Here is a 25728-nt window from a genome sequence, read left to right as displayed (position 1 = left end):
GTGGGAGCACAGACGTCGTCCGACGCGGAGAGCATCGGCGCGCTCGCGGACCCGGTGCGGCTCGCGCTGTACCGGTTCGTCGTCGCACAGCCCGCGGCGGTCAGCCGTGACCAGGCCGCCGAGGGCGTCGGAGTCCCACGACATCGCGCACGGTTCCATCTCGAGCGGCTCGTGTCCGACGGCCTGCTCAGCACGAGCCACGCCCGCCTGACGGGCCGCACAGGGCCCGGGGCCGGCCGACCGGCCACCCTCTACCGACGTGCCGCGCGGGAGCTGTCGTTCTCGTTGCCGGACCGCTCCTACGAGCTCGCCGGGCGCCTGCTCAGCGACGCGGTCGCCGAGTCGGCGCAGACCGGCGGACCGGTGCTCGACGCCGTGGAGCGCGCGTTCACGGCTCACGGTGCGGCGGCGGGCCGGGCCGGCGCCGATCGCGACGTCGACCCGCTGGACGCGACGGCCGAGGTGCTCGCCGCACAGGGGTACGAGCCGCGCCGCGACGGCAACGAGGTCCACCTGCACAACTGCCCCTTCCACGCCCTGGCGCAGGCGCAGACCGCGCTCATCTGCCGGGCGAACCTCTGCCTCGTCGGCGCGGTCGCCGACGAGGTGGGTGGCGACCGGATGCGTGCGCGGCTCGAGCCCAGGCCGGACCGGTGCTGCGTCGTCGTCGAGCACGGCCGGTAGCCACGGCCGGGATCATCTCGCCCGGGTGCGTCGTTAGGGTGTGTCGGGGAGTTCGTCGCGGAGCACACCGCGAGGTCCCAGGCGATCAGGAGTGTGTATGTCGACGGTCACCGCGGACGGCCTCACGGTCGGGTACGCAGCGATGCTGGAGCAGTTCCACCCGACCGAGGCGGTCGCGCTGTCGGTGCACGCGGAGGCCCACGGGTTCTCCGGCGTGATGGCCGCGGACCACTACCAGCCGTGGGTCCCGGCGCAGGGTCAGGCGGCGTTCGTCTGGAACGTGCTGACCGCCCTGGGGGAGCGGACGACGGGCGACATCGGCCCTGGCGTCACGGCGCCGACCTTCCGCTGGCACCCCGCGATGGTGGCGCAGGCCTCCGCGACGCTCGCGGCCATGTACCCCGGCCGGCACTGGCTCGGCCTGGGGTCCGGGGAGGCGCTCAACGAGCACATCGTCGCGGGCTACTGGCCCGAGGCGCCCGAGCGCATCAACCGCATGTTCGAGGCGATCGAGCTCATCAGGAAGCTCTTCACCGCCTCGATCGCGGGCAAGGACGTCAAGCACGCCGGCCAGTTCTACAAGCTCGAGTCGACGCGGCTGTGGACCATGCCCGAGGTGGCTCCCGAGATCCTCGTCGCGACCGCCGGGCCCGTCACCGCCAAGCGCGCCGGGCGGCTGGCCGACGGCCTGATCACGGTCGGCGCTCCGCTGGAGAAGATCAGCGGGCTCTTCGGCAAGTTCGACGAGGGTGCTCGCGAGGCCGGCAAGGACCCGGCCACGCTGCCCAAGGTGCTGCAGCTGCACCTGTCCTGGGCCGAGACCGACGAGCTGGCCATGGTGCACGCGATGCACGAGTGGCCGAACGGCGGCATGAAGTTCCCGAAGGCCGACATCCGCTCACCGTTCGACTTCGAGCAGATGGCCAAGCTCGTGCGCCCCGAGGACTTCGACGGCCGGATGGTCATCTCCGCCGACCCCGACGTGCACCGGGCCGAGATCCAGAAGTACGTCGACCTCGGCTTCGACCGCATCTACCTGCACAACGTGGGTCGCAACCAGCGGGAGTGGATCGAGACGTTCGGGGCGGACGTGCTGCCCAAGCTGGTCCGGTGACGGCCCGCCTGGAGGTCTGGGCACCCGACGGGCTGCCCGAGATCGCGCCCGGCGACGACCTCGTCGATCTCCTGTCCGCCCTCCTGGCGGACGACCCGCCCGTCGACGGCGACGTCCTCGTGCTCACGTCCAAGGTCGTCTCCAAGGCTGAGGGCCGGGTGGTCTCGGCCGACGACCGTGAGCAGGCGATCACCGACGAGACCGTGCGTGTCGTCGCGACCCGCGAGCACTCGACCGGGGTGACCCGGATCGTGGAGAACCGCCTCGGACTGGTCATGGCCGCGGCCGGTGTGGACGCGAGCAACACCCCCGAGGGGACCGTGCTGCTGCTCCCGGTGGATCCGGACGCCTCAGCGCGCCGGATCCGTGCGGGCCTGTCTGCCCGGTTCGGCGTGACGATCGGTCTCGTCATCACCGACACGGCCGGTCGTCCGTGGAGGCAGGGAGTCACGGACATCGCGATCGGGGCGGCGGGGCTCGTCGTGCTCGACGATCTGCGGGGTCAGGCCGACACGTTCGGGCGCCCGTTGATCATGACGCAGGCTGCGGTGGCGGACGAGGTCGCGTCCGCGGGCGAGCTCGTCAAGGGCAAGGCCGAGGGGCGGCCGCTGGCCGTCGTGCGCGGGCTCGGGGACCTCGTCACCCCGGACGACGGTCCTGGTGCGCGGGCGCTCGTGCGGCTCGGCGACGAGGACATGTTCGCGCAGGGCAGCGCCGAGGCGTACGCGCAGGGCTGGAAGGACGCGCTGACGGAAGACTGATCCGGCTCCCGACGCTCGCCGCGCAGGTCCGCTGCTAGCCGACGGCCGCTTTCGCTGCGGCCTTGGCGGCCTGCTTGGTCACGCGGACCTCCGCCAGCGAGGTCGGGTCGGTGACGTCGGCGATCGAGCGGCGCGAGCCTGGCTCCCCGTACGCGCCCGCCGCCTGTGCCCATCCCGCCGGCTGCACGCCGATCTGCTTGCCCAGAAGGGCGAGGAAGATGCGCGCCTTCTGGTCACCGAACCCGGGCAGGGCCTTGAGCCGCTTGAGCACGGTCGGGCCGTCGGGGTCACCGTCGGTCCACAGTCGGGTCACGTCGCCGTCGTACTGCTCGACGAGGGCTCCGGCGACACCCTGGATACGTCCCGCCATCGAGCCGGGGTAGCGGTGGACCGCCGGCGGTGTGGCGCACAACGAGGCGAACTCCGTGGGGTCCGCCTCCGCGACGCGGTGCACGTCGAGGCCACCCATCCGGTCGGCGATCTTGGCCGGGCCTGCGAACGCCGACTCCATTGTGACCTGCTGGTCCAGCAGCATGCCGAGCAGCAGCGCGAACGGGTCGTCGGTCAGGAGCTGGTCGGCGGTCGGGTCGCCGGTGAGCCAGAGCGTCATGGCAGCATCCTCTCGCGGGGGTGCTCCCGGTGAGAACCCCGACGGGAGGTGGACGCATGGAGTGGGTCGTCGTCGTACCCGTGAAGCCGGCCGCCGTGGGCAAGACGCGGCTGGCGGGCTATCTGGACCCGGGGGCACGCGCCGCACTCGCACGGGCCATGGCGCTCGACACCATGGAGTCGGCCGCGGCAACGCCCGGTGTGAGGCGGGTCCTGGTCGTGACGAGCGACGACGAGATCCGTGCCGCCGCACCCTTCGTGGTCGACGACCCGGGTGGTGGTCTCAACGCCGCGATCCGCGCGGGTCTTGCCCGTGCGTCGCTGCCGGTCGCGGTCCTGCTCGGGGACCTGCCTGCGCTGCGGCCGGACGACCTGCGGGCGGCGCTCGACCTCGCGCAGCGGCATCCGCTCGGCTTCGTCTCGGATGCCGACGGGACCGGTACGACGCTGCTCACGGGTCTCGTCGCGTGCACGCCGCAGTTCGGGCCCGGCTCGGCGGCCCTGCACGAGGCGTCCGGGCACGTGCGGCTCGACGTCCCGCTCGGGTCCACCGTGCGGCGAGACGTCGACGTGCCGTCCGACCTGGCGGCCGTAGCACGCCTCGGTGTCGGTCGGCGGACCGCGAAGGTCCTGTCAGGGCTGTCGGTCGACGAGGTCTAGGGCGGCCGCGGCGATGCGTGCGGTGGTCGGCACGTCGGTCATGAGGGTGGGGACCGCTCGCGACGCCCAGCCTGCGTCGCGCAGCCGGGCGGCGGCCGGTGCGTCCACCTCGTCGACGAGCCAGGCGTCCAGGATCCCGCCCTCGGCACGCCGGCCGTAGTGCTCGGCGACGCCCAGGGCGCTGGTCTCGACGCCGATGGCGGCCAGGCAGGCGTCGGCCATCCCGCGCACGGGAGCGCCGCCGACCACCGGGCTCACACCGACGACAGGCGCGTCCGTGGTGGCCAACGCGTCGCGGACGCCGGGGACCGCCAGGATCGTGCCCACCGAGACCACCGGGTTGCTTGGCGGGATCGCGACGACGTCGGCGTCCCGCAGCGCCTCCAGCACGCCGGGCGCAGGGGAGGAGACGGCCAGGTTCGTCTGCACGAACCGCCTCGCCGGGACCGCCGCTCGGTGCCGCACCCACCACTCCTCGAAGTGGATCTCACGCCCGTCGTCGAGGACCACGTGCGTCTCGACCTCGTCGTCGGTCATCGGCAGGAGCGTGACCCCGGGTCGCCATCGGTCGGCGAGCCGGGCCGTGACCTGCGAGAGGGGCATCCCCGATCGGAGCAGCTCGGTGCGCGCGAGGTGGGTGGCCAGGTCCAGGTCCCCCAGCGTGAACCAGTCCCAGCCGAGTCCGTAGGCAGCGAGGTCGTCGCTCACACGCTTCGACTCGTCCCGTCGGCCCCAGCCCTGGTCCTCGTGCACGGCGCCGCCGAGCGTGTACATCAGCGTGTCCAGGTCGGGGCACACGCGCACACCGTGCAACCACATGTCGTCACCGGTGTTCGCGACGACCGTGACGGGGTGCTCGTCGCCGACGAGGGCCAGCAGCCCGCGCGTGAAGCGCGCGCCACCGACGCCACCGGACAGGACGGTGATCTTCATGGGTGCTCCGGTTCGTGGAAGGCGATGACCGGGCGCCCGGTCCGGGGGTTGGTGAGCACGTCGGCCTCCACCGCGTAGACGTCCCGCAGGAGGTCGGGGGTCAGGACCACGCGCGGGTGCCCTGCTGCGGCGAGGTGGCCGTCCTTGAGCACCAGCACGTGCTCGCAGAACGCGGCTGCGAGGTTCAGATCGTGCAGTGCCGCGACCGTGGTGGTGCCCAGGTCCCGGACGAAGGCGAGCAGGCCGAGCTGCGCACTCACGTCCAGGTGGTTGGTCGGCTCGTCGAGGAGCAGGAGGTCGGGCTCCTGCGCGAGCGCACGGGCGATCTGGACGCGCTGCCGCTCACCGCCCGAGAGGGACCACCAGGCGCGGTCCGCCAGGTGCTCGGCGCGTGCGCTGCGCAGCGCGCGGTCCACGGCGGCGTCGTCCGGGTCGTTCCCCCAGATCGTGCGGTACGGGATGCGGCCGAGCCCGACCACCTCGCGCACGGTCAGGGGGACCGAGCTCGTCGACTCCTGCTCCAACAAGGCGATCCGCTGCGCGCGTCTTCGGCGCGGGATCGCCTCGACGTTCTCGTTCTCGACCAGCACCGCGCCGGCCTCCGGCCCGACCAGGCCCGCGATCATGCGCAGGAGCGTCGTCTTCCCCGCACCGTTGGGTCCGAGGAGACCGGTGAGCGCACCCGCGGGCGGGGTCGCGTCGACGCCGTCGACCACCCACCGTCCGCCGAGCCGCGTGCCCACACCCTGCAGGGTCAGGTCCATGCCGACCCCTTCCCGCGGCGCAGGAGGAACGCGAACACGGGCACGCCGACGAGCGCGGTGACGATGCCGACGGGGAGCTCGCGCGGGTCGAACACGGTCCGCGCGATCGTGTCTGCCCAGACGAGGAACACGGCGCCTGCCAGGCCGGCGACGGGGAGCAGCCGTCGGTGCGCCGGGCCGGTCAGCGACGAGACTGCGTGCGGCAGGATCAGGCCGACGAACCCGATGGCCCCGCTCACGGCCACCATCGCGCCCGTGAGCAGCGCGACGACGATCATCAAGGTCCATCGCGTGCGGTTCACGTCGATGCCGAGCGAGGCCGCCGACGTGTCCCCGAACGTGAACGAGTCGAGCCTCGTGGAGCTCATGAGGAGGACCGCGCCGATGACGACGACCGCAGTGCCCGCGATCGCGACGTCGGCCCACGTCGAGCCCGCGAGCGAGCCCAGCAGCCAGTTGAGGATCTCGCGGTAGGAGTCGCCCGTCGCCGTCCAGAAGATGACGAACGACGTGCCCGCGGCGGCGAACTGCGAGACGGCGAGCCCCGCCAGCACGGTCCGGCCCGGAGTGAGGGTGCCGCCTGTGCGCGCCAGCGTCAGGGTCGCGAGGAGCGCCAGGATCGCGCCCGCGAACGCGGCGACCGGTAGGAGCAGGCTCACGCCGAGCACGAGCACCGCCACCGCGCCGAGCGACGCACCCGAGGACAGGCCCAGCAGGTACGGGTCGGCCAGCGGGTTGCGCGTGAGGCTCTGCATGACGGCTCCGGCCAGGGCCAGACCGGCGCCGACCGCCGCGGCCGTGAGCACCCGGGGCAGGCGCAGGTCCCACACGATGGCGTCATGCAGCTTCGGCACGTCAGCGACCGCGAAGCCGAGGTGGGCCGCGACGCTGCGCGCGACCTCGGCGACCTGCAGGTCCGCCGGGCCGATCGTGACGGCGACCAGGACGGTCGCGACGACGGCGAGGATCCCTACGGAGACAAGCAGGGGGAGCGGGGCTGCCCGGCGTCGTTCACTCACTTCGGGAGGGCCGCCAGCTGGTCGTCCAGTGACTTCACGGCCTCGGCGTTGCGGACGCCGGCCTCGGACGCGGCGAACGGGATGGTCAGGTACCGGTGGTTCTGGACGGCGCTGAGCTGGGCTGTGGCGGGGTTGGCCTCGAGCAGCTGGATCTTCGAGGCGGCGGTGTTCCAGGACGCGTCGACCAGCACGATGACACTCGGGTCTGCCGCGACGATGCTCTCCCAGCCGGCAGGCGTCCACGTGTCGTGCACGTCCGCGAAGATGTTGGTCAGGCCCGCGGCGTCCATCATCATCTGCGGCGCGCCGATGCCGGCGCCGACGTACGGGGTGTCCGAGCCGGAGCTGTACCAGAGGGCGGTGGTCTTCTCGGCGGGCTTCGTCACGCTCGAGAGCGTGGCCCTCTCGTCGGCGATCAGGGCCTCCGCGCGGTCCGGGACGCCGAAGATCGTGGCCACCTCGCGAATCTCGTCGTCGACGTCGTCGAACGTCAGCGGGTCGGGCATGTAGTCCGGCTCCTTGCACGCCGCGGGGGAGACGTACGTGTCGATGCCGAGGTCCTGCAGGGCCGCGCGGTCGCCCGCACCGTCGGCCGAGAAGTTGGACTCCCACCCGCCGTAGACGAAGTCCGGCTCGAGCGCGAGCAGTGCCTCCTGCCCGGGGACCTTGTCCGAGATGACGGGGATCGCGTCGTAGGCCGCCTTGTACTCGTCCGGCACCGGGCCGTCCGCGAACGCCGTCCCGATCATGACGTCCTGCAGGCCGAGCGCGAGCAGCATCTCGGTGCTCGTCGACTTGATCGTCACGACCTTGGTGTGCGGTCCGACGAGCGTGACCTTGGTACCGCAGTTGTCGAGAGACACTGGCGCGTACGCCGTCGGGGTCGGTGTGGCCGTCCGTTCGGGCGTGCTCTGGGCTGAGCACGCCGCCAGGCCGAGCGCGAGTGCGGTGGCTGTGACGAGGACGCGCCGGTCGGCGGGCATGGGTCTCCGGTGTCTCTGCTGGTGCGCGCGGTCGCGTGCGCACGCGTGGGCGACGGGGGTGGGGCGCACGTCGCGCCTCCGGAGGGCCGCCCACAGCCGGGCGGCGCGACCCGTGCCAGACCCGGCCGGGTTCCGCGCACAGAGTAGGCCGATCGCCACCCGGTCGCGCAACCCCGCTGGTGCTCCCACCTGCGGGCACGCGTCCCGCCACGGGGCCTGCGTGACGCGAGCACCGGTCACGGTGGGCGAGAATCGTGGCCATGTCATCGAGAGCCCTCCGTGCGCGGGCGTGGCTCTCGGCTTCGGTGCGGGAATCGCCCTCCTGGCTGTGGGCCCTGCTGGCGGCGGTCGTCGTCGCGGCGGCCTCGGCGGTGATCCCGCTCGAGCCTGACATGGCTCGGCAGCCCGACGGCGACGCGTGGAGCGACCCTTCCCACCTCTACGGGGACTACGGCCTCTTCGTGCACGCCGGGCGGGCGATCCTGTCCGGGCACCCGGGCCTCGCCTACAGCGACCCCACCGTGCAGACGGGTCCGCTCGCGCTCGTGTGGGCCGGCGGGCTGGCCTTCCTGCTTCACGTCCTGCGCGCCTCCACGACTGTCGGGTTCCTCGTCGCCGCCGTGGTCGCGCTCGCTCCCGCGCTGTACGCGGCAAGCATCTGGGCAGCACGCCACCGACCGCCCCGTGGGTTGTTCGTCGCCGCAGTCGGTGCCGCCGTCCTGCTTCTCGTGCCCTGGCAGATCCCCACGCTGATCGCCTACCAGCACCCGACCTACCTCTGGGTCCCGGCGCTGTGGCTGATCGCTGCCGGGACCGGGAGACGCGGGCGAGACGTGGCCACGGCGCTCCTGCTCGTCGCAGGGTGCGCGCTCGAGACGTGGGCCGTGCTGGCGGTGCCCGTGCTGCTGCTCGCCCTGCCCACCTGGAGGGGCCGCGTGCGTGGTGCGGTGGTCTGGCTGGCGGGCACGGTGCTGGTCTGGGCACCGTTCGCGCTGAGCGGCACCTTCCGGATGCTCGACATGACGTGGACCGGCTCGATCATCAGCCCGGTCCTGCTCCTGTGGGGCAGTCCGGCGTCGGTCACCTGGGAGGTCCGGGCGACCCAGGGCGCACTCATCGTGGTCGCGAGCGTCCTCACCTGGATGGTGTGCCGCGCAGTCACGGATGCGGCGACCGTCGCGGTCGCCGTGCTGGTCTGGACCCGGGTGGTCACGGACACGCAGTGGTTCCCGTACTACCGGCTCGCGCTCGTCGTGACGACCGGGGCGATCGTGCTCGCGGCCGCGGCGGAGTACCGCAGGACCCGCAACGCCCGCGCTCTGGCCGCACTCGGCGGCGCGTCCGTGATGCTCGTCCTCGCGCAGGCCGAGATGCTGGCCATCCCCGTGCTGCTGGCAACCGCCCTGCACGTCGCCGTCCTCGCGGCGCTCGTCGTCCTGGTCCGCGACGTGCCCGCCTCGCCACCGGAGACGGTGCCGGACCGGGCCGGGGTCAGCTAGCGCCCGCCAGGGCGAGCGTTCGTGCGACGTCGTCGATCTCCCGGTCCACGAGCCCGACCGTGACGCGGACATGGTCGCTCGGCGTGAGGTCGGCACGGAACGGCGCCCCCGGTGCGACGCGGATCCCCGCTGCCTCCAACCGCAGCAGCGCCGTGCGTTCGTCGTGGACAGGCAGCCACAGGTTGATGCCGTCGCCCGGGTCGACGACGACGCCGTGCGTGGTCAGTGCTTCGCGCAGGGTGCGACGGCGGGCGAAGTAGACCCGACGAGCGTTGGCGACCGACTCGACCGCGGTCGAGTCGGTGAGGAGGTCGACCAGGACGTGCTGGAGGAGTCTGCTCGTCCAGCCTGGGCCCAGCATCCGGCGGGCCACCAGGGCGTCCAGCACGGTGGCGGGTCCGCCCACCGCGGCGATACGCAGGTCGGGACCGTGCGACTTGCTGTACGAGCGGACGTGGACCACGCGATCGGGCAGGAAGACGCCGAGGCTGACGTCGCGGGCGGACGCGATCTCACCCGAGTGGTCGTCCTCGATGACGATGGCTTCGTGCCGGCGGAGCACGCCGGCGAGCTCGCGTGCCCGGGTAGCCGTCATGCTGACCGCGGTCGGGTTCTGGGCGCGGGGCTGCACGACGACGACCTTGGCGCCGCTCTGCAGGGCGTCCTGCAGCTCGGCCGGACGCATGCCCTGGCGGTCCAGCGTGACGGGGACCCGCTCGAGGCCGAGCTGGTCCAGCAGGTCGAACAGCGGTGGGAACCCGGGGTTCTCCACGGCCACGCGTGAGCCGTAGCCGGCCACCCGTTCGAGCGTGCGGCTGATGGCGTCAAGCGCACCGTCGACCACGGTGATGCGTTGCGGGGCGAACGGCCACGACTCGCGCAGCAGCGCCTCGAGCGCGGGCACGACGGGTGAGGAGAGGTAGGCACCGGAGTCGGCCGAGGGCATCTGCACCGCTACGCGCGCCAGAGCCGGGCCGAGGAGCGGGAGCAGCTCCGGGTCCGGCGTCCCGCTGGACAGGTCGAGGCGCGCAGGTGCGCCACCGGCGAGGTCCCGGTACCGCGGCGGGAGCCAGCTCGCGGGGGGCGGCAGGACGACGGTGCCGGCCCGGCCGCGCGACGTCACGATGCCGACCGCCGCGAGCGCCTGCCACGCTCCGCTGACGGTCGCGGGGCTCACGCCCAGCTCGGCGGACAGGACCCGCACGGTGGGCAACCGGTCGCCGGGCCGCAGGTCACCGCCTCGGACGAGCCGCGCAACGGTGGCCGCGATGCCGCGTGGGCTGCGGTCGTCGACGTGTGCTGCGAGGTCCATGCGGGTCAGGATGCACGCCGACGAGGGCCTCTCGGGGTCCTCCTGGGGCCCCGCAGGCGCCCGATTCGCCCGACCCTCAAAATGTTTACACGCTCGACACGAGCGTTCGCGCAGATGAAACTCGCGGTAACGCCACAGAAATGTTCAACCCCGACAGTCACATTCCAGGCGAGGGAGCCCTCGGCACCCGCTGCCGGGGGCCACCGTCGGCGGAACGAAGACCGGAGGAGCTCCATGACAGTCGTGCGTGTCGCGTTCACCCAGGCCACCTGGACGGGCGACAAGGAGTCGATGACCGCCCTGCACGAGGCCTGGACCCGGGAGGCCGCATCCCAGGGCGCGCAGGTGATCGCGTTCCAGGAGCTGTTCTACGGCCCGTACTTCGGCATCACGCAGGACACCGGGTACTACAGCTACGCCGAGACCGTGCCCGGTCCGACGACGGAGCGCTTCTCGGCCCTGGCCAAGGAGCTGGGCATCGTCATCGTGCTCCCGGTCTACGAGGAGGAGCAGCCCGGTGTTCTGTACAACACCGCCGCGGTGATCGACGCGGACGGCACGTACCTCGGCAAGTACCGCAAGCACCACATCCCGAACCTGCCCAAGTTCTGGGAGAAGTTCTACTTCCGGCCGGGCAACCTCGGGTACCCGGTGTTCGAGACGGCCGTCGGGAAGATCGGCGTGAACATCTGCTACGACCGGCACTTCCCTGAGGGGTGGCGGGTGCTCGCGCTGAACGGCGCGGAGATCGTGTTCAACCCGAACGCGACGGCGCCCGGAATCTCCAACAAGCTCTGGGAGATCGAGCAGCCGGCCGCTGCGGTGGCCAACGGCTACTTCGTCGTCGCCAACAACCGGGTGGGCCTCGAGGACAACGAGTACGGCGACGAGGCCGTGAACTTCTACGGGTCGTCCTACGCGGTCGGGCCCGACGGCAACTACGTCGGCGAGGTCGGGTCGTCGACCGAGAACCAGCTGCTGATCCGTGACCTCGACCTGGACCAGGTGCGGATCGTGCGCGAGCGGTGGCAGTTCTTCCGCGACCGTCGGCCCGAGGCGTACGGCCCGATCGTCGCTCCCTGACCTGAGAGGACACCGAACCATGAAGACGCTCATCACGGGTGGGACGCTGGTCGGCGCGACGGGGCGCACGCCGGCGGACGTGCTCATCGACGGCGAGACGATCGCGGCGGTGCTCAACCCGGGCTCGACGCTGCTCGGCTTCGACCTCGCCGCGAACGTGGACCGGGTGATCGACGCGACCGGCAAGTACGTGATCCCCGGCGGGATCGACGCGCACACCCACATGGAGCTTCCGTTCGGCGGCACCAACGCGAGCGACACGTTCGAGTCCGGGACCCGGGCGGCAGCCTGGGGTGGGACGACGACGATCATCGACTTCGCGGTCCAGCGCACGGGTGAGCGCGTCATGGACGGCCTGGCGGCCTGGCACGAGAAGGCGGCCGGGAACTGCGCGATCGACTACGGCTTCCACCAGATCATCGGTGGGGTCGACGACGACGCGCTGAAGGCGATGGAGGGCCTGGTCGCCGAGGGGATCACCAGCTACAAGCTCTTCATGGCCTACCCGGGCGTCTTCTACTCGGATGACGCGCAGATCCTGCGGGCCATGCAGAAGGCCGCTGACCTCGGGCTGCTGACCATGATGCATGCCGAGAACGGGCCGGCGATCGACGTGCTCGCGGCGCAGCTCGTCGAGTCCGGCAAGACCGACCCGTACTACCACGGCATCGCGCGTGCCTGGCAGCTCGAGGAGGAGGCCACGCACCGCGCGATCATGCTGGCCGACGTCACGGGCGCCCCGCTCTACGTCGTGCACGTGAGCGCCAAGCAGGCGGTCGCGCAGCTGGCGTGGGCGCGCGACAACGGCAAGAACGTCTTCGGTGAGACGTGTCCGCAGTACCTCTACCTGTCGCTCGAGGAGCAGCTGGGCGCTCCGGGGTTCGAGGGTGCCAAGTGGGTGTGCTCGACGCCGCTGCGCTCCCGGGCCGAGGGTCACCAGCGGCACATGTGGCAGGCGCTGCGCACCAACGACCTGCAGATGGTCTCCACCGACCACTGTCCGTTCTGCATGAAGGGTCAGAAGGACCTCGGTGTGGGCGACTTCCGGGCCATCCCGAACGGGATCGGCTCGATCGAGCACCGGATGGACCTCATGTATCAGGGGGTGGTGACGGGCGAGATCACGCTGGAGCGGTGGGTCGAGCTCACGTCCACCACGCCCGCGCGGATGTTCGGGCTCTACGGGAAGAAGGGCGTCGTCGCCCCGGGGGCAGATGCGGACGTCGTGGTCTACGACCCGAACGGGCACACGTCGATCGGCGTCGGCAAGACCCACCACATGAACATGGACCACTCCGCGTGGGAGGGGTACGAGATCGACGGGCACGTGGACGTCGTGGTCTCCCGCGGGTCCGTGGTGGTGGACGAGACCGGCTACCACGGCCGCGCCGGGCACGGTCAGTACGTGCGACGCGGACTGACGCAGTACCTGCTCTGAACCAGCTCTGACCGCTCGCACCCGTTCCAGAGAAAGGTCGCCCATGGACTTCGGCGTCGTGCTGCAGACGAACCCGCCGGCCTCGCGCACGGTCGAGCTGGCGCGCCAGGCAGAGACGTACGGGTTCAGCCACGTGTGGACGTTCGACTCGCACCTGCTCTGGCAGGAGCCTTTCGTCATCTACTCGGCGATCCTCGCGGCCACCCGCAAGGTCATGGTCGGGCCCATGGTCACCAACCCGGCGACCCGCGACTGGACGGTGATCGCGAGCCTGTTCGCGACGCTCAACGAGATGTACGGCAACCGGACCGTCTGCGGCATCGGCCGCGGCGACTCCGCCGTGCGCACGCTGCACGGCAGGCCGTCGAACCTCGCGACGCTGCGCGACTCCATCCACGTCATCCGCGAGCTCGCCAACAGCCGGGCCGTCGACGTCAACGGTGCGAAGGTCCAGTTCCCGTGGTCCAGCGGGTCGGCCCTCGACATCTGGGTGGCCGCGTACGGACCGCTCGCACTCAAGCTCACGGGGGAGGTGGGTGACGGGTTCATCCTGCAGCTCGCCGACCCGGACATCGCCGCGTGGACCATCAAGGTCGTGCGCGACGCGGCCGAGCAGGCCGGCCGGGACCCCGACGCGATCCAGTTCTGCATCGCCGCCCCGATGTACGTCGGCGACGACCGCGAGCACATGCGCGAGCAGTGCCGCTGGTTCGGTGGGATGGTCGGCAACCACGTGGCGGACATCGTCGCAAGGTACGGCGCCGACTCGACCATCCCCAAGGCGCTCACGGACTACATCGCCGGCCGTGACGGCTACGACTACAACGAGCACGGCCGCGCCGGCAACACGCACGCCGCGTTCGTGCCCGACGACATCGTCGAGCGGTTCTGCATCCTGGGCAGCGCGTCGGAGCACGTCGAGAAGCTGGAGGCCCTGCGTGCGCTGGGGGTCACGCAGTTCGCGGGGTACCTCCAGCACGACAACAAGGAGGAGACGCTCCGCCAGTACGGCGAACGCGTCATCCCGGGGATGGCGACGTCCGTCGTCGCGACCGGATGACGGACCTCGCGACGAGCACGAGCGCGCCGGTCGGGACCCCGGCCGCGCCGCAGCGTGCCCGCTCGGGCCGCGGCCGACGGGTCGCCGTCGGACTGCTCGCCGTGGTCCTGCTCGCCGTGCTGTGGGAGCTCGTCAAGCTCGTCGTGCCGGACACCGGCGGTCACGTCCTCGGTGCGAGCGTGCTGCCGCGCACCGACGACGTCGCGATGCCGCACGTGTGGACGATCGGGCAGCGGATGCTCGAGCCCGAGACCTCGGCCGTCGGGTCCCCGACCGTGCTGAGCGCGATGCTGCAGGCCTGCTGGTTCACGTTCCGGGTCGCGCTCGCGGGCTGGGTGCTGGGCTCCGTCGGCGGTTTCCTCGTCGCCCTCCTGATGCAGCGGTGGACGGTCGCCGAGTCGGCGCTCCTGCCGTGGGTCGTGCTCAGCCAGACGGTGCCCCTCATCGCGCTCGCGCCGCTCGTGGTCGGCTGGGGCGGCCGGATCCACATCGGCTCGTTCGAGTGGCAGCGGTGGATGTCGGTGGCGCTCATCGCGTCCTACCTGGCGTTCTTCCCGGTCGCGGTCGGTGCGCTGCGTGGCCTGCAGTCGCCCCCGGCCGCGCAGGTCGAGCTGTTCCGCGCGCTCGCGGCCGGTTGGAGCCGGACCCTGCTCGGGCTGCGCCTCCCGGCGAGCGTGCCCTACCTGCTGCCCGCGTTGCGGCTCGGCGCCGCGACCGCAGTGGTCGGTGCGATCGTCGCGGAGGTCTCGACGGGGACCAAGGGCGGCATCGGCCGCATGATCATCAGCTACGCACAGTCGGCCAGCGGCGACCCCGCCAAGCCGTGGGGCGCCATCGTGGGTGCCGCAGTCCTCGGCCTGGTCGCCGCCGGGCTGGTGTCGCTGCTCGGCCTAGGACTCGGTCGCTACCGCCACGCGGAGGTCTCATGAGCACGGACGCAGGAACCACGACGCACTCCATGGCCGCGCCCGGTGCAGCGGCTGCGGTCGTCGCGCGCGGCATCGGCAAGACCTTCTCGTCCCGGTCCGGCGAGGTCACCGCGCTCGACGGGATCGACCTGACCGTCGCCGCGGGCGAGTTCGTCTCCCTGATCGGTCCGTCGGGCTGCGGGAAGTCGACGCTCCTGCGGCTCATCGGCGACCTGGACCAGCCGAGCACCGGCGAGCTCCGCGTGTTCGGCAAGTCGGCACAGGCGGCCCGGGAGGCGCAGGACTACGGCATCGCGTTCCAGCAGGCGGGGCTCCTACCGTGGCGGGACGTCGCGGGCAACGTCGAGCTGCCGCTGGAGCTGCACGGCGTCGGGAAGAAGGAGCGTGCCGCCCGGGCGGCCGAGCTGCTCACGCTCGTGGGTCTCGAGGAGTTCGCAGGACACTTCCCGCACCAGCTGTCGGGAGGGATGCAGCAGCGCGTCGCCATCGCCCGAGCGCTGGCCGAGCGGCCGAGCCTGCTGCTCATGGACGAGCCGTTCGGTGCGCTCGACGAGATGACGCGCGAGCGGATGCAGACCGAGCTCGTGCGGATCTGTGCGGAGAGCGGTGCGGCCGTCGTGTTCGTCACGCACTCGATCCCCGAGGCGGTGTTCCTCTCCGAGCGGGTCGTGGTCATGTCGCCACGGCCCGGGCGGATCACGGCCGTGGTGCCGGTGCGGATCGCCGGCGAACGCACCGAAGGGCTGCGGGAGGACTCCTCGTTCTTCGCGGCGGTAACGGCGGTGCGTGAGGCGCTGCACGGCAGCGGCGCCATCCCGACGGGGACGGCCCGAGGCGTGGACCTGCGATGACGACGACAGCGCCGGGTGGGAGCAGACGATGAGCACGCAGGCGAGCGCCGGTCGTCGTCGGTCTGCTGTGCGCTGGTTCGCTCCCGTGCTGCTCGGGCTGGTCGCACTCGTGCTCTGGCAGGGGTTCGTCGTCGCCACCGGGATCAAGCCCTACCTCCTGCCCAGCCCGACCGCGATCGTCGACCAGCTGCGTCAGGTGGTCCCGCTGGTGTGGTCGGCTGCGCTCGCCACGGGCCTGAACGTCCTGGTCGGTCTCCTCGTCGGAGGCACGGCCGCCGTGCTCGCGGCGATCCTCGCCGCCCGCAGCGGCATGGTGGACTCCCTCATGTCACCCACCGCGGCGGCGCTCTCGGTCATGCCGATCGTGGCGCTCGCGCCCGCGCTCAACACGATGTTCGGCACCACGTCGACGACACCGCGCAGGCTCGTGGTCTCGGTCGTCGTGTTCGCGCCGATCTTCGTCAACACGTTGCGCGGCCTGCGCCAGGTCCAGCCCGTGCACCGCGACCTGCTGCGCGCGTACGCAGCGACGCCGAGGCAGATCTCGCGCACCGTGACCATTCCCGGGGCGCTGCCGTACTTCTTCACCGGTCTGCGCATCGCGTCGTCGACCGGTGTGATCGCGGCCGTCGTGGCGGAGTACTTCGGAGGCCTGCAGAACGGGCTCGGCTCACGCATCACGTCGGCCGCGTCCAACAGCGCCTACGCGCGGGCATGGGCCTTCGTGCTCGGCGCGATCCTGCTCGGGCTCGTCTTCTACCTGGCGACCCTCGCGCTCGAGCGCGCGGCGGCGCGTCGCACCGGGGGCTGATGCTCGCACCCACACACGTCCCGCCTGTCAGTGAGGCCAGGCCGGCCGATCCCAGCACCTGTCCGAGTCAGCCAACGAGAGGGATGACGATGAGAGACACCAGACGTACGGCGTGGAGCGTGGCAGCGTTGACGGTCGCGGGAGCGCTCGCTCTGGCCGGATGCGGCAGCAGCGACGACGGCGACACCCCCGAGTCCACCTCGGACATGTCCGTCGACCCGCTGACGCCGATCAAGCTCCAGCTGCAGTGGTTCACGCAGGCCCAGTTCGCCGGCTACTACGCGGCGCTCGACCAGGGCTACTACGCCGACGAGGGCCTGGACGTGGAGATCGTCGAGGGCGGCGTCGACATCGTGCCGCAGTCGGTCCTCGCCGACGGCTCGGTCGACTACGCGATCGCGTGGGTTCCGAAGGCGCTCGCGTCACGTGAGCAGGGTGCCGAGATCACGGACGTCGCCCAGATCTTCCAGAAGTCCGGCACGCTGCAGGTCTCGTTCAAGGACGCGGGCATCACCACGGCCGCGGACCTCAAGGGCAAGAAGGTGGGCAACTGGGGCTACGGCAACGAGTTCGAGCTCTTCGCAGGCATCACCAAGGCCGACCTGGACCCGGCCACCGACGTCACCCTTGTGCAGCAGCAGTTCGACATGAACGCGCTGCTGGGCAACGAGATCGACGCCGCCCAGGCGATGACCTACAACGAGTACGCGCAGCTCCTCGAGTCGACCAACCCCGCGACCGGCGAGCTGTACACGGCCGACGACTTCAACGCGATCGACTGGAACGACGAGGGCACGGCGATGCTCCAGGACGCCATCTGGGCGAACTCGGAGAAGCTGGCCTCCGACGAGGAGTACCAGGCGAACACCGAGAAGTTCATCAAGGCGAGCCTCAAGGGGTGGATCTACGCACGCGACAACCCGGAGAAGGCGCGGGACATCGTGGTGGCCCAGGGCTCGCAGCTGGGCAACAGCCACCAGCTGTGGCAGACCAACGAGATCAACAAGCTCATCTGGCCGTCACCGGACGGCATCGGGATCATCGACGAGGACGCCTGGAAGCAGACCGTCGACATCGCCCTGAACACCAAGAACGACCAGGGCGCCACGGTCATCACCGCGGAGCCGAGCGACGACTCCTACACGAACGAGTACGTGGAGAAGGCGCTGGCGGCGCTGAAGGACGAGGGCGTGGACGTCACCGGCACGGACTTCACGCCGACGGACGTCACACTCGAGGCCGGCGGAAAGTAGGGCAGGCTCGCGGGCGGTGGTCGCACGAGAACGGCCACCGCCCGCGGCACGACGAAGGAGCGCGACGAAGATGACTTCGCAGGACGGCGCCACGGCGCTCCGGCTCGACCGCGACCACGTGTTCCACTCGTGGTCCGCGCAGGCGCACCTCGACCCGCTGGTGATCGCGGGCGGGCTCGGTTCGACGGTGTGGGACCACGACGGCCGCCGTTACCTCGACTTCTCGAGCCAGCTGGTCAACGTCAACATCGGTCACCAGCACCCGCGTGTCGTGGCAGCGATCCAGGAGCAGGCGGCCACGCTGACGACGATCGCTCCGGCCACCGCCAACCTCACGCGCGGGCAGGCGGCCGAGCGCATCCTGTCGCACGCTCCGGCGGGCTTCTCGAGCGTCTTCTTCACCAACGGTGGCGCCGACGCGAACGAGAACGCGATCCGCATGGCCCGCCTGCACACCGGCCGGGACAAGGTGGTGTCCGCGTACCGCTCGTACCACGGCAACACCGGTGCGGCCGTCGTCGCGACGGGGGACTGGCGCCGTGTGCCCAACGAGTACGCCCGCGGCCACGTGCACCACTTCGGCCCGTTCCTGTACCGCTCGGAGTTCTGGGCGAGCACCCCGGAGCAGGAGTCGGAGCGCGCACTGCACCACCTCGAGCGCGTGATCCAGGCAGAGGGGCCGGGGAGCGTGGCGGCGATCCTCCTCGAGACGATCCCCGGCACGGCCGGCGTGCTCGTGCCGCCGCCGGGGTACCTCGCGGGTGTGCGCGCCATCGCGGACCGGTACGGGATCCTCCTGATCCTCGACGAGGTCATGTGCGGGTTCGGCCGCACCGGACGCTGGTTCGCGTTCGACGGCTTCGACGTGCGCCCGGACCTCATCACCTTCGCCAAGGGCGTCAACTCCGGCTACGTCCCGGCGGGTGGCGTCATCATCAGCGACCCGATCGCCAAGACCTTCGACGACGCGGTGTTCCCCGGCGGCCTGACCTACTCGGGCCACCCCCTGGCGATGGCGTCCATCGTCGCGACCCTGGACGCGATGGCCGACGAGGGCATCGTCGAGCACGCGGCCGCGATCGGCTCCGACGTGATCGGCCCGGGTCTGGCGGCGCTCGCCGAGCGCAACCCGATCGTCGGCGAGGTGCGGGGCCTGGGCGTGTTCTGGGCCGTCGAGCTGGTCCGCGACAAGGACACCCACCAGCCCGTCGAGCCCGCCGTGGTGGGCAAGGTCAAGGCGGCCGCGCTCTCCCGGGGTCTGCTTCCCTTCCTCGCCGACAACCGCGTGCACGTCGTCCCGCCCTGCGTCGTCACCGCGCAGGAGGCGGCGACCGGCCTCGGCCTGCTCGAAGAGGCGCTCGACGAGGTCGCCGCGACCCTCTGACCTCCCTGAACTGCCGCTCGCCCCCACCCACTGCTGAGGAGCACCACCGCATGAGCACAGGCACGCCCCGACCCCGTCGCGCCCTGGTGACGGGCGCGTCGTCCGGCATCGGAGCCGCCACCGTCCGACGGCTGCGTGCGGAGGGCTGGGACGTCGTCGCGACGGCCCGCCGCGCGGACCGGCTGGAGGCGCTCGCCCTGGAGACCGGGGCGGACACGGTCGTCGCCGACGTGACCGACGACGCGGACGTGGCCCGGCTCGGTGAGTACGTGGCGGCGGGGGGACCGCTCGACGCGCTCGTCAACAACGCGGGCGGTGCGTTCGGCCTTGACCCCGTGGAGAGGGCCGACATCGACCAGTGGCGGCGGATGTACGAGCTGAACGTGCTCGGCACGCTGCGCGTCACGCAGGCCGTGCTGCCACAGCTGCGGGCCGACGGTGGGGGAGACGTGGTCGTCGTGACGTCGACCGCCGCCTACGGACCCTACGAGGGCGGTGCCGGGTACACCGGCGCCAAGGCCGCGGAGCGGATGCTCGCCACGACCCTGCGCTGGGAGATCGTCGGCGAGCCGATCCGGGTCCTGGAGATCGCACCCGGCGCGGTAGCGACGGACGAGTTCGCGCTGGTCCGGTTCGACGGCGACGCGCAACGTGCGGCCGCGGTCTACGACGGCTACCAGCCGCTGGTGGCCGACGACGTGGCGGACGCGATCGCGTGGACGCTCTCGCGTCCGCCGCACGTCAACGTCGACCTGCTCGTGGTACGCCCCCGCGCACAGGCCAGCAACACGAAGACGGCGCGCACGACCGCGTAGCGTTCGAGGGGCGATACCCCTCCGAGAAAAAGTCGACCAGATCCGTAGGGTTACCTGGTGCCTGATGTCCCACCCCCTCCGTCCACCACGCGCGTGCTCCTGCAGCTGCGCCGATGGGCGCGGCCCGCACTGCCGCGCATCGCTCTGGGCGGTCTGACGGCTCTCGGCGCCAGCCTGCTCGCGCTCGCGGTCCCGCAGGTGCTCCGCGCCATCGTGAACGGACCGCTGCTCGGCGACGGGTCGACGCGTGGCGTGGTGCTCGGCGCGGTCGTCGTGCTGGCCCTGGGCATCCTCGAGGCGTTCCTCGTCTGGTGCAGGCGGGCGCTGATCCTCACGCCGGGGACGGGAGTCGAGCGGGTCATGCGCACGGACCTGTTCCGGCACCTGCTGGACCTGCCCGTCGAGTTCCACGACCGCTGGCCCGGGGGCCAGCTGCTGTCCCGGATCATGTCGGACCTGTCGACCATCCGGCGGTGGACCGTCTTCGGGCTGGTCATGCTGCTGGTCAGCGCAACCACCGTCCTGGTCGGCGTGGTGCTGATGATCTGGACCAGCCCCGTGCTCGGCGCGGTGTACGTCGCCGGTGCGGTGCCCGTGATCTGGCTCGGATTCCGGTTCCGGGAGGACTACAAGGTGGTGGCCCGGCGCGCGCGGGACCAGGCGGGCGACCTCGCGACGACGGTCGAGGAGTCGGTCCATGGCATCCGCGTCCTCAAGGCGTTCGGACGCGGCCAGGATGCGCTCGACGACTTCGCACGACAGGCCGACGAGCTTCGCACCACCGAGGTGCACAAGGCCCGGACGCTCTCACGGGTGTCGTTCGCGCTCGGGGCGATACCAGAGGCCGTGCTGGCGGTCTCCCTCGCGATCGGCGTCACGCTGGCCGCCGACGGCCACCTCAGCGTCGGGGCGCTCGTGGCGTTCTTCGCGACGGCGGCGGTCGTGAACAACCCGGTCGAGCGCCTCGGCATGCTGCTCGCGATGACGCTGGACGCGCGGGCGGCGACCGACCGGTACATGCAGGTCATCGAGACCGGCTCGACCGTCCAGGACCCGGTTCGGCCCGTGTCGTTGCCGGCCGTGGGCGGGGGCGGCTCGGTGGTCGAGCTGGTCGGGGTCGGCTTCGCCCATCCAGGAGCGACGGGTGCGGCGGTCCTGGACGGTGTGGACCTGCGCCTCGAACCGGGGGAGACCTTGGCGCTCGTCGGCCTCACCGGGAGCGGGAAGACGACGTTGCTCCAGCTCGTCCCGCGCCTGTACGACGTGACCGCGGGATCGGTCCGGATCGACGGCGTCGACGTCCGTGACCTCACGCGTGACGAGCTGCGCAGCGCGGTATCGGTCGCGTTCGAGGACCCCATCCTGTTCTCCGCCTCGGTGCGCGAGAACGTGCTGCTCGGCACCGACCTGGTCGGCCCGGCGGCCGACGCCCTCCTGCAGGAGGCCCTCGACGTCTCACGGGCTGGGTTCGTGCACGATCTGCCCGACGGCCTCGACACCGTGATCGGCGAGGAGGGGCTCAGCCTGTCCGGCGGCCAGAGGCAGCGCATCGCGCTGGCGCGGGCGATCGCGGTACGGCCACGCGTCCTGGTGCTCGACGACCCGTTGTCCGCGCTCGACGTCACCACCGAGGCCGCCGTGACCGCCGGGCTGCGGGCGATGCTCGCGGGCACCACGACACTCGTGGTCGCGCACCGGCCCTCGACAGTTGCGCTCGCCGACCGGGTCGCGGTGCTCGAGGACGGCCGCATCACCGGCATCGGCCGGCACGCGGAGCTGCTGGCGACCCATCCGCACTACCGGTACGTGCTGACCGCGCTGTCGGCGGTCGGCACCGACGAGCTCGAGGGGGTGCGCGGATGAGCGAGGACACCGAGTCCCGCGACGACGACCCGACGCGCACCGAGTCCCGCCGGCTGCGGCGCCGCTCGCTCGCGCTGCTCTCGTCCCTGCTCCGCCCGGTCCGGCGATCCGCGTGGTGGACCGCAGCGCTGGTCGTCGGCTCGCAGCTCGCCGCAGTCGCCGGACCCGCGCTGGTGGCATACGGGATCGACCGCGCGCTGCCGGCGATGCAGAGCGGCGATGCGGTTCCGCTCGTGCTGGCCTCGAGCACCTACCTGCTGGCCGCCCTGCTGGGCGGTGTGCTGACCGCCGCGACCGTGCGGGCGTCGGCGCGGGTCAGCCAGACGATGCTGCTCGACCTTCGGCGCCGGGTGTTCCGCCACACGCAGCGCCTGAGCCTGCAGTTCCACGAGCAGTACACCTCCGGGCGGATCATCTCCCGGCAGACATCGGACGTGGAGTCGCTGCGTGAGCTGCTGGACGGCGGCGTGACCACGCTCGCGACGGGTGTGCTCGCCATGGTCCTCACTGCGTTCTCGCTCGCGCTGCTCGACTGGCGCAGCGGCCTCGTGCTCCTGCTGGCGGTCGTGCCCGGTGTCCTGCTGACCCGCTGGTTCCAGGTGCGCTCGCAGGTCCAGTACCGCAAGAACCGGACTGCGGTCGCACGGCTCATCGTGCGGTTCGTGGAGACCATGACGGGGATCCGTGCGGTGCAGGCGTTCCGGCGCGAACGTGAGGTCGAGGCCGTCTACGGCGACCTCGCCGAGGACTATCGCGCCACGACGGCAGCGGCGATCCGGCTCAACGGCGTCTTCGACACAGGCCTGACCCTGATCGGCAACGTCACCGTGGCCACCGTCCTGCTCGTCGGCGGTCTGCGGACCCTGGACGGGGGCATGGAGGTGGGCGTGCTCGTCGCGTCGGTGCTCTACGCCCGCCGCTTCTTCGCGCCGCTGTCGCAGATCGGCATGTTCTACAACTCCTTGCAGTCGGCCACGGCGGCGCTCGAGAAGCTGGCCGACCTGCTGGCCGAGGAGCCCACGGTGCCCGAGCCTGCGCACCCTCGACGGCTCGTGCACGCGCGCGGCGACGTGCGCTTCGACCGCGTCGAGTTCGGGTACGGGGCGGGGCCGACCGTGCTGCCGCGGGTCGACCTGCACCTGCCCGCCGGCCAGTCGGTCGCGCTCGTCGGGGAGACAGGAGCGGGCAAGTCGACCATCGCGAAGCTCCTGGCACGGTTCTACGACGTGAGGTCCGGCGCGGTCCTGCTCGACGACGTCGACCTGCGCGCGATCGACCCGGTGGACCTGCGGCGGGCCGTCGTCATGGTGACCCAGGAGGCCTACCTCTTCTCGGGCACGATCGGTGCGAACATCGCCCTCGGCAAGCCGGGCGCCACGCGCGAGGAGATCGAGGCGGCGGCCCGCGCCGTCGGGGTGCACGACCTCATCCGCTCGATGCCCGACGGGTACGACACCGAGGCCGACAAGCGGGGCGTTCGCCTCTCCGCCGGGCAGCGACAGCTCGTCTCCTTCGCCCGGGCGTTCCTGGCGGACCCGGCGCTGCTCATCCTCGACGAGGCGACCAGCTCGCTCGACGTGCCGGGGGAGGCGCAGGTCCAGGAGGCGTTGCAGACGCTCCTGGCCGATCGGACCTCCGTGGTCATCGCGCACCGGCTCTCCACCGTGATGGGCGTCGACCGGGTCCTGGTGGTGGACGGCGGGCGGGTCGTGGAGGACGGGTCGCCGGCGGACCTGGTGGCCGGCGGCGGCCGCTTCGCCGACCTGCACGCCGACTGGCAGCGCTCGCTGGAGCACTCGCCCGCGGGGTGAGCCACCGCCGCCCGCGCTGACGAGATGCGGGCGGCGGCGGTCGACCGCTCAGAGGTGCCGGGCGGCGTACTCGTGCAGGGCGTCCCGCACGAACGTCGCACCGTCGACACCCCCGTAGTTCTCGGAGAACCGCTCGTCCGCCACGTACATGTCACCGAGCCCGAGCACGTAGTCCCGAACCGGAGGCCCGCCGTACCCCGGCGTACCGGGGATGCTGCCGAGCCATGCGACGTGGCGGCGGGCGAGGTCCTGCGCGAGCTCGCCCGCCGGGTCGTGGCCGGCCGACGCGGCAGCCGCCCACTCGGATGCGAGCGCGGCCGTCGCCGCCTTCCAGGCGGTGCGCTCCTCCTGCGACATCCCGCGCCACCAGGTGTCGCCCGTGGCGTACGCCTCGGCGCCCCAGCGCTGCGTGACCTCGTCCTTGTGCTGCGTGTGGTCGAACCCGTCGAACATCTCGTCCGCCATGATCGGACGTCCTTTCTCTCGTGCGGTCAGCGTCGCCTCCACCGCGGCGATCCTGCGGTCGAGGCGGTGCTGCTCGGTGCGCAGCCAGTCCAGGTGGCGGCGCAGTGCCGCCGTCTCGTCGTGCTCGCTGTCGAGCACCCGGGCGATGTCGGGCAGGCCCAGCCCGAGGTCGCGCAGTAGCAGGATCCGCTGCAGGCGGACGAGCGAGTCGTCGTCGTACCAGCGAGTCCCACCGGGTGCGGTGCGGCTCGGGGTGAGCAGGCCGATGGCGTCGTAGTGCCGAAGCGTGCGGCTCGTGGTGCCCGTGAGGCGGGCGATCTCCTGGATTGCTGCTTCCATGCCGTCCACGGTACGAGTTGACGCCGCGTCAACGTCAAGCGCGCCGGGGGAGATGCGTACGGGTAGTCAGCGGGTACCGAGGCGTCGCATGACGACGGCCGCCAGGTCACGGACGTCGTCCACGAGCTCGACCGCCCCGGCCGCCTCGAGCTCACCCTGCGCCGCGTAGCCCCACGTCACCCCGACGGTCTCGACCCCGCAGGCGCGCGCACCGAGCACGTCGTGCTCGCGGTCCCCGACCATCAGCACCGGACCGGCGTCCGGGAACTCGGCGAGCGCGGCAGCGACGACATCGGCCTTGCTCGACGGCGTCTCGTCGAGCGGTGCGCCGAAGATCGCGTCCACCCGATCGGTGAGGTCGAACGCGTCGCAGATCGGGCGCGCGTAGACGACGGGCTTCGAGGTCGCGACGGCGAGCAGGACGCCGGCGCCCCGCAGGTCGTGCAGGACGTCGAAGATGCCGTCGAACACCGCGTTGTCCGCGATCATGCGCGTGACGAACTCCTCGCGGTAGGCGCGCACGGCCTCGGTGGCCCGTGCCTCGGGCACGCCGTGCGCCACGAAGCTCCCCGTGATGGGCGGCCCGACGAACGAGCGCAGCACGGCGTCGCTCGGAGTCTCCAGACCCAGGGCACGGTAGGCCTGTGCCGCCGAGGCGGTGATCCCCGGAGCGGAGTCCATCAAGGTGCCGTCGAGGTCGAGGAGGCACAGGGGTGTGGTCACGGGCACGAGTCTGCACGCAACCCTGCGGCAACGTCGGGCACCTACGCTGCCCGCATGGCGACTTCGGAGACGGTACGTGAGGTGCTCAGCTGGGAGCTCTTCGGCACGGCGGCACGCGAGCTCGCGCAGGCTGTCGTCGATGACGGCTTCGAACCCGACATCGTCATCGCCGTGGCCCGCGGTGGTCTGCCACCCGGAGGTGCGATCGCCTACGCGCTGGGCACCAAGGCGGTCGGGACGCTGAACGTCGAGTTCTACACGGGTGTCGACGAGCGGCTGCCCGACCCGGTCGTCCTGCCGCCGCTCCTGGACACCGCCGCGATGGCAGGGCTCAAGGCGCTCGTCGTCGACGACGTCGCGGACACCGGCGAGACGCTCGCGCTCGTCCAGAGGATCATGGCGTCGCACTGCGAGGAGGCCAGGACCGCGGTGCTGTACTCCAAGCCCCGCTCGATCGTCGAGCCCGACTACGTGTGGCGTCGCACCGACCGGTGGATCGTGTTCCCGTGGTCGGCCGAGCCGCCCGTCCCTCGCGTCGGGTCGCTAGCGCCTTAGGGTGTCGGCC

General features: G+C 71.7%; 25 protein-coding genes. 17 read left to right on the top strand and 8 right to left on the bottom strand.

Going from position 1 to position 25728, the window contains the following annotated elements; translation table 11 throughout:
- From N553_RS0114255 to N553_RS0114245, 3 genes are all read left to right on the top strand, one after another.
- On the top strand, window positions 1-684 hold the full coding sequence (locus tag N553_RS0114255; protein WP_028047095.1) for a metalloregulator ArsR/SmtB family transcription factor: 684 nt from the start codon (window positions 1-3) through the stop codon (window positions 682-684).
- Between the two features lie 97 nt (window positions 685-781).
- Window positions 782-1798, top strand: coding sequence for a TIGR03557 family F420-dependent LLM class oxidoreductase (locus N553_RS0114250; protein ID WP_028047094.1), 1017 nt, complete (start codon window positions 782-784; stop codon window positions 1796-1798).
- Window positions 1795-2559, top strand: coding sequence for a coenzyme F420-0:L-glutamate ligase (locus N553_RS0114245; protein WP_028047093.1), 765 nt, complete (start codon window positions 1795-1797; stop codon window positions 2557-2559). Before N553_RS0114250 ends, N553_RS0114245 begins: the two co-directional genes overlap by 4 nt.
- Window positions 2560-2593: 34 nt before the next feature.
- Here the strand turns inward: N553_RS0114245 and N553_RS0114240 are convergent, their stop codons facing one another.
- Window positions 2594-3169 carry an HhH-GPD-type base excision DNA repair protein gene (locus N553_RS0114240; protein WP_028047092.1) on the bottom strand — a complete coding sequence of 192 codons (576 nt, stop codon included), beginning with the start codon at window positions 3167-3169 and terminating at the stop codon, window positions 2594-2596.
- A gap of 56 nt (window positions 3170-3225) precedes the next feature.
- Here N553_RS0114240 and cofC point away from each other — a divergent pair, with 56 nt between their 5' ends.
- A complete protein-coding gene (cofC, locus tag N553_RS0114235; RefSeq protein ID WP_028047091.1) occupies window positions 3226-3828 on the top strand; it encodes a 2-phospho-L-lactate guanylyltransferase in 603 nt (200 codons plus the stop codon).
- Here the strand turns inward: cofC and cofD are convergent.
- From cofD to N553_RS0114215, 4 genes are read right to left on the bottom strand one after another with little or no spacing between them, the layout of a single operon-like run.
- The gene (gene cofD / locus N553_RS0114230) at window positions 3802-4761 is read right to left on the bottom strand and encodes a 2-phospho-L-lactate transferase (protein ID WP_028047090.1); all 960 of its coding nucleotides are present in this window, start codon (window positions 4759-4761) and stop codon (window positions 3802-3804) included. The genes cofC and cofD overlap by 27 nt on opposite strands.
- Window positions 4758-5525, bottom strand: a complete 768-nt coding sequence (locus N553_RS0114225) for an ATP-binding cassette domain-containing protein (RefSeq protein WP_028047089.1) — start codon at window positions 5523-5525, stop codon at window positions 4758-4760. The genes cofD and N553_RS0114225 overlap by 4 nt, the downstream gene beginning before the upstream one ends.
- On the bottom strand, window positions 5516-6544 hold the full coding sequence (locus N553_RS0114220) for a putative F420-0 ABC transporter permease subunit (RefSeq protein WP_028047088.1): 1029 nt from the start codon (window positions 6542-6544) through the stop codon (window positions 5516-5518). The genes N553_RS0114225 and N553_RS0114220 overlap by 10 nt, the downstream gene beginning before the upstream one ends.
- The gene (locus N553_RS0114215; RefSeq protein WP_028047087.1) at window positions 6541-7527 is read right to left on the bottom strand and encodes a putative F420-0 ABC transporter substrate-binding protein; all 987 of its coding nucleotides are present in this window, start codon (window positions 7525-7527) and stop codon (window positions 6541-6543) included. Before N553_RS0114215 ends, N553_RS0114220 begins: the two co-directional genes overlap by 4 nt.
- A gap of 260 nt (window positions 7528-7787) precedes the next feature.
- Here N553_RS0114215 and N553_RS0114210 point away from each other — a divergent pair, with 260 nt between their 5' ends.
- The gene (locus N553_RS0114210) at window positions 7788-9026 is read left to right on the top strand and encodes a hypothetical protein (protein ID WP_156043848.1); all 1239 of its coding nucleotides are present in this window, start codon (window positions 7788-7790) and stop codon (window positions 9024-9026) included.
- On the opposite strand, the gene N553_RS0114205 is transcribed toward N553_RS0114210, so the two are convergent.
- Complete coding sequence (locus N553_RS0114205) at window positions 9019-10338, bottom strand: PLP-dependent aminotransferase family protein (protein WP_028047085.1); 1320 nt, start codon at window positions 10336-10338, stop codon at window positions 9019-9021. The two genes, N553_RS0114210 and N553_RS0114205, sit on opposite strands and share 8 nt — an antisense overlap.
- A gap of 234 nt (window positions 10339-10572) precedes the next feature.
- Here N553_RS0114205 and N553_RS0114200 point away from each other — a divergent pair, with 234 nt between their 5' ends.
- The 11 genes from N553_RS0114200 to N553_RS0114150 all read left to right on the top strand — a co-directional run bounded on the left by N553_RS0114200 (window position 10573) and on the right by N553_RS0114150 (window position 23636).
- On the top strand, window positions 10573-11421 hold the full coding sequence (locus N553_RS0114200) for a nitrilase-related carbon-nitrogen hydrolase (protein ID WP_028047084.1): 849 nt from the start codon (window positions 10573-10575) through the stop codon (window positions 11419-11421).
- 19 nt (window positions 11422-11440) lie between these two features.
- A complete protein-coding gene (gene hydA, locus N553_RS0114195) occupies window positions 11441-12859 on the top strand; it encodes a dihydropyrimidinase (protein ID WP_028047083.1) in 1419 nt (472 codons plus the stop codon).
- 43 nt (window positions 12860-12902) lie between these two features.
- Window positions 12903-13919 (top strand): TIGR03842 family LLM class F420-dependent oxidoreductase, encoded by a 1017-nt coding sequence (locus N553_RS0114190; RefSeq protein ID WP_028047082.1) that lies wholly within the window; start codon window positions 12903-12905, stop codon window positions 13917-13919.
- Window positions 13916-14848: an ABC transporter permease gene (locus N553_RS0114185; protein ID WP_028047081.1), complete on the top strand. Its 933-nt coding sequence runs from the start codon at window positions 13916-13918 to the stop codon at window positions 14846-14848. Before N553_RS0114190 ends, N553_RS0114185 begins: the two co-directional genes overlap by 4 nt.
- Window positions 14845-15699 carry an ABC transporter ATP-binding protein gene (locus N553_RS22820; RefSeq protein WP_034622520.1) on the top strand — a complete coding sequence of 285 codons (855 nt, stop codon included), beginning with the start codon at window positions 14845-14847 and terminating at the stop codon, window positions 15697-15699. Before N553_RS0114185 ends, N553_RS22820 begins: the two co-directional genes overlap by 4 nt.
- Window positions 15700-15727: 28 nt before the next feature.
- Window positions 15728-16510 (top strand): ABC transporter permease, encoded by a 783-nt coding sequence (locus tag N553_RS0114175; RefSeq protein WP_028047080.1) that lies wholly within the window; start codon window positions 15728-15730, stop codon window positions 16508-16510.
- Window positions 16511-16599: 89 nt separating this feature from the next.
- Entirely contained in the window at window positions 16600-17763 is a 1164-nt protein-coding gene (locus tag N553_RS0114170) for an ABC transporter substrate-binding protein (protein ID WP_028047079.1), read from the top strand.
- 70 nt (window positions 17764-17833) lie between these two features.
- On the top strand, window positions 17834-19147 hold the full coding sequence (locus N553_RS0114165; protein ID WP_028047078.1) for an aspartate aminotransferase family protein: 1314 nt from the start codon (window positions 17834-17836) through the stop codon (window positions 19145-19147).
- A 50-nt stretch (window positions 19148-19197) separates the two neighbouring features.
- The gene (locus tag N553_RS0114160) at window positions 19198-19962 is read left to right on the top strand and encodes an SDR family oxidoreductase (RefSeq protein WP_028047077.1); all 765 of its coding nucleotides are present in this window, start codon (window positions 19198-19200) and stop codon (window positions 19960-19962) included.
- Window positions 19963-20019: 57 nt separating this feature from the next.
- Window positions 20020-21825 carry an ABC transporter ATP-binding protein gene (locus N553_RS0114155; protein ID WP_231505284.1) on the top strand — a complete coding sequence of 602 codons (1806 nt, stop codon included), beginning with the start codon at window positions 20020-20022 and terminating at the stop codon, window positions 21823-21825.
- Entirely contained in the window at window positions 21822-23636 is a 1815-nt protein-coding gene (locus N553_RS0114150) for an ABC transporter ATP-binding protein (protein ID WP_028047075.1), read from the top strand. The genes N553_RS0114155 and N553_RS0114150 overlap by 4 nt, the downstream gene beginning before the upstream one ends.
- A gap of 48 nt (window positions 23637-23684) precedes the next feature.
- On the opposite strand, the gene N553_RS0114145 is transcribed toward N553_RS0114150, so the two are convergent.
- Window positions 23685-24440 carry a MerR family transcriptional regulator gene (locus N553_RS0114145; protein ID WP_197030087.1) on the bottom strand — a complete coding sequence of 252 codons (756 nt, stop codon included), beginning with the start codon at window positions 24438-24440 and terminating at the stop codon, window positions 23685-23687.
- A 66-nt stretch (window positions 24441-24506) separates the two neighbouring features.
- A complete protein-coding gene (locus N553_RS0114140) occupies window positions 24507-25163 on the bottom strand; it encodes an HAD hydrolase-like protein (protein WP_034622677.1) in 657 nt (218 codons plus the stop codon).
- A 54-nt stretch (window positions 25164-25217) separates the two neighbouring features.
- Here N553_RS0114140 and N553_RS0114135 point away from each other — a divergent pair, with 54 nt between their 5' ends.
- Window positions 25218-25718 carry a phosphoribosyltransferase gene (locus tag N553_RS0114135; protein WP_028047072.1) on the top strand — a complete coding sequence of 167 codons (501 nt, stop codon included), beginning with the start codon at window positions 25218-25220 and terminating at the stop codon, window positions 25716-25718.
- The last annotated feature ends 10 nt before the right edge of the window (window positions 25719-25728 follow it).

This window comes from Cellulomonas sp. URHE0023, from assembly GCF_000688475.1.
Classification (GTDB): domain Bacteria; phylum Actinomycetota; class Actinomycetes; order Actinomycetales; family Cellulomonadaceae; genus Cellulomonas.
This window is presented reverse-complemented; position numbering and strand designations above follow the sequence as displayed.